Annotated in this window: 6 protein-coding genes and 1 pseudogene; 3 read left to right on the top strand and 4 right to left on the bottom strand. The window is 66.8% G+C overall.

Translation table 11 applies throughout. The features are described from left to right. Positions 1–206 precede the first annotated feature (206 nt). Both AO501_RS31805 and AO501_RS31810 read right to left on the bottom strand, forming a co-directional pair. Complete coding sequence (locus AO501_RS31805; RefSeq protein WP_055581550.1) at positions 207–926, bottom strand: creatininase family protein; 720 nt, start codon at positions 924–926, stop codon at positions 207–209. Continuing rightward, the gene (locus AO501_RS31810) at positions 923–2194 is read right to left on the bottom strand and encodes a hypothetical protein (RefSeq protein WP_231752681.1); all 1272 of its coding nucleotides are present in this window, start codon (positions 2192–2194) and stop codon (positions 923–925) included. The genes AO501_RS31805 and AO501_RS31810 overlap by 4 nt, the downstream gene beginning before the upstream one ends. Before the next feature lie 94 nt (positions 2195–2288). Here AO501_RS31810 and AO501_RS31815 point away from each other — a divergent pair, with 94 nt between their 5' ends. From AO501_RS31815 to AO501_RS31825, 3 genes are all read left to right on the top strand, one after another. Continuing rightward, the gene (locus AO501_RS31815; protein WP_055581551.1) at positions 2289–2630 is read left to right on the top strand and encodes a hypothetical protein; all 342 of its coding nucleotides are present in this window, start codon (positions 2289–2291) and stop codon (positions 2628–2630) included. A gap of 99 nt (positions 2631–2729) precedes the next feature. Beyond that, positions 2730–4178: an FtsK/SpoIIIE domain-containing protein gene (locus AO501_RS31820; RefSeq protein WP_055581552.1), complete on the top strand. Its 1449-nt coding sequence runs from the start codon at positions 2730–2732 to the stop codon at positions 4176–4178. 80 nt (positions 4179–4258) lie between these two features. Beyond that, entirely contained in the window at positions 4259–5803 is a 1545-nt protein-coding gene (locus AO501_RS31825; RefSeq protein ID WP_231752682.1) for a replication initiator, read from the top strand. A 193-nt stretch (positions 5804–5996) separates the two neighbouring features. Here the strand turns inward: AO501_RS31825 and AO501_RS31835 are convergent, their stop codons facing one another. Then, positions 5997–7436: a recombinase family protein gene (locus AO501_RS31835; protein WP_172428169.1), complete on the bottom strand. Its 1440-nt coding sequence runs from the start codon at positions 7434–7436 to the stop codon at positions 5997–5999. Between the two features lie 16 nt (positions 7437–7452). Further along, positions 7453–8286, bottom strand: a pseudogene (locus AO501_RS31840) (DUF222 domain-containing protein); the annotation flags it as partial.

Below are 8286 nucleotides of genomic sequence, written 5' to 3' on the forward strand. Positions count from 1 at the left end.
GTTACCGGAAGATGAGTGCCACGGGGCGAGCCGAGCGTTACAGCGTTATTGGGGGTGTGACTCGATACCAGTAAAGAAAGTTCTCACGTGGCAGGTCAGAGATGTGGTCACTGGTGGGCTTCGGCGGTGTACCGGCCGGGGTGTTGCGGGGCGGCGGACGGGAGCGCCAGCGGACGGTAGCCGCCCCGCTGGGCGCCTGGTTCGGCTTACTGGCCGGTGAGGAGTTCGATCAGGGTGACGGCGTTGCGGCCGAGGTGGTCGAGGGCTTTTTTGCCCTTGGTTTCGGAGGCCTGCGATGGGGAGCCGATGACGCCGGTGGGCGTGTAGGCGCGGACGCCGAGGGTGGTGAGGTAGCGGCGGTCACTGGCCATGTGATCGCTGGTTTGCCATCCGTCGCGCAGGTAGTCGGGCCAGGCGGCGAGCAGCAGGGAGGTTTCTAGTTCGCCGGCGTGCATGTCGTCGTGGTTGCTGGTTTGGATTCCTGCGGCGATGCGCGCCTCAGCCCAGTCTTCACGGCTGGGGTATAGCCCGACCTTGATGGGGGCCCGCGGGTGGTTGGCTTGCTGCACGACGTTGGTGAGTACGGCGTTGCCGCCGTGACCGTTGACGACGATCAACGCGGTGATGTTCTGGTGGGCAAGTGATTCGGTGATGTCGGCGACGACGGCGGCTAGCGTGGTTGCGCTGATGCTCACAGTGCCGGGATAGGCGGCGTGCTCGTGGGAGCAGCCGAATGCCACGGGCGATAGCTGAAACACGTTGTGGTGCTCACTGATTGATGATGCGATAGTGCAGGCGATGAGAGTGTCGGTGCCCAACGGCAGGTAGGGGCCGTGCTGCTCGAATGATCCGACCGGCAGGACCGCGACGGAGCTGGTGGTATCGGAGTCTGCGGTGGTGGTGTCGGGGATGACACGGCGGCTCATGCGGTGACTCCTTGGGTGGCGTTCTTTATGCGTCCGGCGAGTTGTTGCAGGACAGAGCTTTTGTTGCGTCGTCGACGGTCCCTGACGATTATGCCTGCTTTGGCGAGATGAAGTCGGGCTCGCTGCGAGGGTGCGGACAGGTAGCCCGGGATCGCTGTGGCGGTCAGTGCCAGCGCTTGCTGGTATTCGCCAACGGCGATGTAGGCGTGCAAAAGCCGCATATCGGCCACCGCCCGGTCGCGGTGCTGGTCTGATGTCCAGGCGTGATGGTGCCCGTCAAGCAGGGTTACCGCCTTGTCCGGCTGGTCGATGCGTAGGTACCCGGAGGCGATCTCGCTGGCAACGTAGGCACCGTGGGCGTAGATCGCGCGGTCGTGGGCCGTGGGAGTGATGTCGCTGAGTTCTAACGCTGCGGCGGCGTGGCGGTGAAAAGCCCGCTCATTGTGGTTGGCCAGTTCAGCGAGTGCTTGTTGGCGGGCGATGCTTGCGGCCAGGCGACCCACGTCTTGCCCGTCGATGAGTTCGGCGGCGTCGGCGGCCAGGTCAGCGGCGAGGTCGGGGTTGGTGCGGGCGAGAATGTTGGACTGCCGCATCAAGATCATTGCATTCAGTTCCGGGCCGGCCGACCGTAGGTGCAGGGCCGCGGTGTTGGTGAGTTTTTCAGCGGCGGTGTGATCGCCGAGGTCTTGGGCGATCCACCCCGCCACCTCGGCGATTGTCCCGGCAGCGTGCCGCATCTGCGGTTTGAGCTGTGGTGGCGCATGGGCGATGAGGGATTCGATCGTGACCAGATCGGACTCGACGAGCGGGCGGGCGTGCTGGGGGCCGAAGGCGTGCTCGGCCCGGATATGGGTATGTTGCTGAGCCTGGATGACGTCAAGTACGTCGCTGTCGATGGGAAGCTGCAGCAACAGCGGGTGCGGCAACTGGCTCTCGATCGGCACGACGAAGAACTCATCGGGTTCGACGCCGAACACTGCGGCCAGGTCGTCACGCCACATCGGGCCGATCTTGCCGGTCGCCAAGACGTGAGAGATTTCGCGTTTGAGGGTGTCGTGGGTAGGGACGTCGTCGTCGCCGCGCAGCCGGCGAACATTCTCGGCCTCGATTGCCAGCTCACGAAGGCTGTAACCGTACTGGTCCATGGCAGCGCGCAGCCGTTGGGCGTTGCGTGCCCGGATCGGGTCGGCTGCGGCCATGGCTTTGATCATGCCGCACACATCGGCGCAGGTCAGCTGTGCGTGCGCGTTTCCGGTTATCACCCCCATCACTGGCTGTCACTATCGGCGGCAGCCGGGGTGGCGCTGTCCTTGAGTTGCGGCCGAACAGACCGCGTGACACCACAAGGAAGGACAGCAATCCATGAAGTTACGAATCGAGACCACCGGCGTGACGTTCCTGTGCACCCGAATTCCCGAGCAGCGCACCAATTTCGACACCGGCGCACCACGCATCGACAAAGCCACTGGGCAGGTGTTGTGGCAGGTGCAGTTGATCGCCCTGGACGCTACCGGTGGCGAGGTGCTGGCGGTGACCGTGGTCGGTGAGCCGAAAGTGATTGTCGGGCAACCCGTTGCGGTGTCTGGTCTGGTGGCGTTGCCGTGGTCACAGGACGGCCGCTCGGGCATCGCCTATCGCGCCGAAACCATCACCGCCGCCGACCCGGGTGCGGCCGCCGCGAAGGCGAGCCAGCAGGCCCGCTAACCGAGGTCTGGCCCGGCAGCACCCGCATGAGCGCGGTGTGGCTGTCGGGCCAGCCTCCCCGGCAACACCATAACCCGTCGCACTGGAAAGCGTGCCATCATGTCGAACACCTCAAACCGTAAGAACCACAACACTAGTCAGTCCTCTGACGATGACTGGATCGGCGAGCTGATCTGGGCATTGGTCAAAGCCGCCGGGCAGCTGCTCTGGTGGGCAATCCTCTTCCCCATGCTCAGTGTCCCGGCTATTCTCACGATCTGGGTCGCCATCGCCCACGGCGCCCGCGCGGGCCTGCTGACCGCCGCCCTGGCCGTCGCGGCATACACCGGCTGGGCAGTCGTGGAGCCGTCATCGTTCACCGCGTGGGTGACCGAGCCGGTGCGCCAACGCTGGCTGGCGTGGTGGCGGTATCACCGCAACTGGGCCTCGGTGTGCACCCTGCACGGTTTGACCGCCCGGCTCGGTGAACGCGCACTGGTCCCGGCATTGCGGTCGGTGCAGATCGGCAGCCCCGCCGACGTGCTCATCGCGCGGGTGGTGGCAGGCCAGTCGATCAACGATTGGCAGAAACGAAGTGACGCTCTGGCGGCGGCGTGGCGGGCCGATCGGCTGACGATCCGCGCCACCATCCCAGGCGAGCTGCGGATCATCATCAGCCGCGGTGACGTGCTGGCCCAACCCATTGCCCTGCCGATGCCGACACGCGCAGCCCCGGTCGATCTGGCCGCGGTGCGGATCGGAATCACCGAGACACGGACCTGTTGGCAGCTACCCGTTTTGGGGCAGCACATCCTGGTCGCCGGTGCCACCGGAGCCGGGAAGGGCTCGGTGCTGTGGTCGCTGATCGCCGGACTGGCGCCGCACGTCAGGACCGGGCGGGTGCGGTTATGCGTGATCGACCCCAAAGGCGGCATGGAACTGGGCGCCGGCGCACCGATGTTTTCGGTGTTCTGCCACCACAACGGCGAACCCACCCTGGAGCTGCTGCGCCAGTTAGTGGCGGTGATGCAGGCGCGGGCCAACCGGCTACGGGGACACACCCGCCTGCACACTCCCAGCACCACCGAACCGTTGATCGTGGTGATCATCGACGAGATCGCCGCGCTGACCGCTTATCTCACCGACCGCAAACTGCGCACCGAAATCGAACAACTGCTCGGCCTGCTGCTCTCCCAGGGCCGCGCGGTCGGGATATCGGTGGTGGCCGCGGTGCAAGACCCGGCCAAAGACACCCTGCCGGTGCGGCAGTTGTTCACCGTGCGGATCGGCCTGCGCATGACCGAGGCCACCCAAACCGCGATGGTGTTGGGCCAAGGAGCCCGCGATGCCGGCGCCGAATGCGACCTGATCGCCGATGCCACACCCGGTGTCGGGTACGTGATGATCGACGGCACCGCCGACCCGATACGGGTCCGGGCGTTTCACGTCACCGACCGCGACATCGCTGTGCTGGCCCGAACATTCCCCGCACCCCGCCCGAGCACACCGGGCACCGCGCGAAACACGGCCCCTGGCACGGACAACCGAGACGGTCAGGGGAAGCGGTGAGCACCGCCGTGGCGGACAGCCCGGTGATCGTGTTGCCGGGGGTACCGACCACCGTGGATGCCGAGCCGGTGATCACCCAGATGTTGCGCCGCGCCTCCTCACCGAGTTTCGGGTCGTGGTGGCACCGCGCCGAATCGGTCGGCTTTTGCGCCAGCCCGATCCAGCTGTCCGGTGCTGACACCTTCGGGCGTCGGCACACCGTGTGGACACGCTGTAACAACCGCCGCGCGACGGTGTGCCCGTCATGCTCAGACCTCTACGCCCGTGACACCTGGCAACTGGTGCACGCCGGAGCCGCCGGCGGCCACCACGATGTGGCCGCTGAAGTTTCCAGCCGTCCGCAGGTGTTCGCCACTTTGACCGCGCCGAGCTACGGGGCGGTGCACAACGCGACCGGCACACCCTGCCACGCGCGCAATCCTGCCGGGTCGACTGTCCGGTGTCGGCATGGAAATGCCCTGCGCTGCAACATAACCCACGCCGTTGATGACCCGGCGGTGGGCCAGCCGCTGTGCCGGCAGTGCTACGACTACCGCGGGCATGTCTTGTTCACCTGGCATCTGCCCGAGCTGTGGCGACGGTTCACCATCGCGCTACGGCGAGCGGTCGCAACACACCTGAAAGCCGTTGGCGTCACACCGGGTTCGGTGCGGGTCAGCTTCGTCAAAGTCGTTGAACTTCAAGCCCGCGCCATCCCCCACATCCACGCCCTGATCCGCCTCGACCCGCCACCGGCCTACGCCACGACATCAGGTGACCACGATCGTCACGGCCCCGCCGCCCCGTGGGGTGGTGGGGAGCCCCGCCCGATAGTCGACCAGCACACCGACTGGTCGTCACCGATCACCTCCACCGAGCTGGCCGCCCTGATCCAGCAGGCCGCCCGCCGCATCAGGATCGATGTTGCGACCGGCGACAGCGACCCCGACCAAGGGGCAGTGCGGGCGCTACGGTTCGGCGCCCAGATCGACACCCAACCATTGACACCCGAAACCACCACAGCCGCAAACGATCCCACAACCAACTGTTCCGCGCGCACGACGGCAACGCGGCTCTCGCCGCGCCGGGTCGCGGCATACCTGGCGAAATACGTCACCAAATCCCTACACGATTTCGGCATCACCGCCCGGCGCCTCACCGCAGAAGCGATCGGCGACCTGGATGTCAGCGAACACGTGCGCGCCATCCTGTCCACAATCGCCGAACTCGCCGAACACACCGCGGAGGGAGGACCTTTGGCGGGGATCGGGCGCTGGCTGCACACCTTGGGCTACCGCGGCCACATCACCACCAAATCCCGGCACTACTCGACCACAATGGGCGCCCTGCGCACCGCCCGCGCCGTTTGGACCCGCCAGCAGATGGCCAAACATTCAGGGCGGCAAAACGATACACAATCTGCCCGTCCAGGCCAACACTTGACCGGCGCCATTGCCGGCCGGCACGAACCGATCGACACCAATGAGATGCTGTGGGGGTTCGACCGCGCCGGGCACACCAGCGCCGGGGATCGCGTCCTGGTCATCTCAGCAGCCTTGCGCCACATCGGTGCCCGTATCGCCGGTATCACCGAATCCCGGAGTGTCGGTGCGCGCATCCCGCCAGCGTCACGCGGGGCCGGGTGATGGCCACGACACCCGAGGACGGCACCGCCGGCAACCACGATGCTGGTGCGGTCCCGCTGTATGAGGGTCCTGAGTTCATCGCGTGGCTGACCGCCTCATGTGAACGCCAGAACTTGCCAGTCACCGTGACCGATCCGACCGTCATCGCACGCATCGCCACCCTGCTCGGAGCGAACCCGAAGACGCCACCGGTTCACACCCGCCACAGCGGTCGCACCCGGTCGATGTCAAGGCTGCGCGACCCCGCGGTCCCCGGAGCGATGACGGCGTGATCGAGCACCGATTTGATGACCGCTTGTTGGCGGTCGATGTCCAAGCTGTCCCACTGCTCGCGTAGCAGACGCCCGGTGCCGACCAACTCCTGAACATCAGTGGTATCGGTGGCAGCCGCGATCGCTCGGCGCGTTTCGGCGATACGGGCGGTGATGGGGTCGCGCGCGGCGATCCACTCCCGCGCGGTCACGGTTGCATTCGCATACAGCGCTGCTAACTCATCCAAGCGGGTGGTGTCGGCATCGAGCTGGGCCGACAACGCGGCGACGTCGGCATCGACGCTGGCCTTTCCCGCCAGTGCATCGGCCAGCTGCGGAGAGTCCAGCCGGGTCAGCACCGCGTCGGTCAACAGCTCCTCGACGGGTCGGGCCACCACCGTCAGTCGCCCGCAGCCGCCCTGATCCGGGCCGCTCAGGCACACATAGCGGCGCACCCGATTGTCTGGATTGACATGGCGGGCTTGTGAATACAACCGGTTGCCGCACCGCCCGCAGCGCAGCAACCCCGACAGGAGGTAGGTGCGCGGTGCGCGGGTCTTCGTCAGCGCGCGGGCAGTCATGCGGGCCAACACCTGATCCCGCTGCGCCGGGGTGATGATCGCTGGCCACGCTGCCGCACCGATCACCTGGCCGTGATGCTCGCGCAGCCCGGCGATGCGGCCCGAGCACAGGATTTGGCGCACCGTCGAGGTCCGCCACGCCTTCGACGCCGCCGGAGGCACACCGGAGTCGTTGAGCCACATCGTCAGTGACCGAATCGACGCTCCCGCCAGATAACGGTCCACCATCTCGCACACCACCGCGGCCTCATCGCAACGCACAGCGACCTTGTCGGGCTCGTAGCCGAACGGGCGCACCGAGCCGTGCGGCAGCCCTCGTTCGGCGTTCTGCAACATCTTGCGGCGGATGCGGGCGGATTTGCGGCCGGACTCCTTGGCCGCGAACGCGGCGAAAATCCGGGCCATGAATAACCCGTCGTCATTGCCCAGATCAATATCGGCGGTGACGGTGGCCACGTCACGCACGCCCACCAACTCACACAAAGCGACGAATTCTTCTAACTCGACCGGGCGACGATGCAACCGGTCCAAGTTATAGACGATCACCCCGTCCCGAGCACCCGATTTCAGATCGGCCAGCATCCGCACATACTCCCGGCGCGGCTTTCCCGAAAAGGCCGACACATCGTTATCGACATACTCATCACCGACCAGCCAGCCTCGATCGGCCGCCAGCTTGCGGCAATCCTCCAACTGCCGCGCCACCCCTAAGCCGGCGCCCTCGACATCCGCCGAGATCCGGGCATAGACCGCCGCCGACCGCACCCCAACTCGCTGACCTGCCGGTTTCACTTTTCCCATAGAGGGTATATTAGCAACATTTCAGCTTGCCCGCATGGGTGGGCCCGCCCTGGGCCCAGGGGATGGTGTGGTCACAGTCGCAGTGAATGGCCGGCACCTCGCAACCCGGCCAGCGGCACGTCAGATCCCGGGCCCGCACGAAATCAGCCAACGCCTGCGAGGGATGGTACTGCGGCTCGGGCAGCGCGTAGCCGGGATGGATCAACGGCACCTGCCTGGCCGTCAACGCCAACTCGGCCAACACCTCGGGGGTGATCAGGTCCTCCCCACCAAGCAGACACCCCGGGCTGTCGCTGCGCCCGGCCAGGGTCGCGGCCTCGGCGATCACATGAATCACCACCGGCGAGGACGGCTTGCGCCCGGCCGCGATGCAGTCCGGACGCGCGCACTCACAACCCAGCCGGGTGCCACCGGCGGCCAAGGCCCCCAGGGCATCCGCGCGGCGCTGCGCCAGGGTGCGCGGATCGTTGCCGCAGACCGTGGCCGCCAACGCCGACAGCCGCGCATCGATCGCCTTCGCATCGGTGGCGCGCAGGCGTCCCTCGATCTGCGCCAGCCCGTTTAGGGGCGGGCTGATCCACACCTCCCGCTCGGCCTGAACCACCTCGGTGCGGCGGCGCAGCGCATCGGCATCGGCGCGGGCCACGATCGCATCCACCTTCGCCGAAAGCCGCCCCCGGCTCAGCGAGGGCCAGCGCGTCACCCGCGCCGCGACCGCGGCATCCACCGCCGCCAGCACCTGGGGATCCTCGATCAGATCCGTGCGGAACACGATCGTCGTGAACGCCTCATAGTCAATGTCCCCGGCGCAGAACACCGCCGCCACCGCCGGTAGCCGCTCCCGCATCGC

This window comes from Mycobacterium gordonae, assembly GCF_001417955.2.
GTDB lineage: Bacteria > Actinomycetota > Actinomycetes > Mycobacteriales > Mycobacteriaceae > Mycobacterium > Mycobacterium gordonae_B.

Coding starts and splice junctions, on each gene's coding strand:
- AO501_RS31805 (WP_055581550.1), bottom strand. CDS start 926: ATGAGCCGCCGTGTCATCCCCGACACCACCACCGCAGACTCCGATACC.
- AO501_RS31810 (WP_231752681.1), bottom strand. CDS start 2,194: ATGGGGGTGATAACCGGAAACGCGCACGCACAGCTGACCTGCGCCGAT.
- AO501_RS31815 (WP_055581551.1), top strand. CDS start 2,289: ATGAAGTTACGAATCGAGACCACCGGCGTGACGTTCCTGTGCACCCGA.
- AO501_RS31820 (WP_055581552.1), top strand. CDS start 2,730: ATGTCGAACACCTCAAACCGTAAGAACCACAACACTAGTCAGTCCTCT.
- AO501_RS31825 (WP_231752682.1), top strand. CDS start 4,259: ATGTTGCGCCGCGCCTCCTCACCGAGTTTCGGGTCGTGGTGGCACCGC.
- AO501_RS31835 (WP_172428169.1), bottom strand. CDS start 7,436: ATGGGAAAAGTGAAACCGGCAGGTCAGCGAGTTGGGGTGCGGTCGGCG.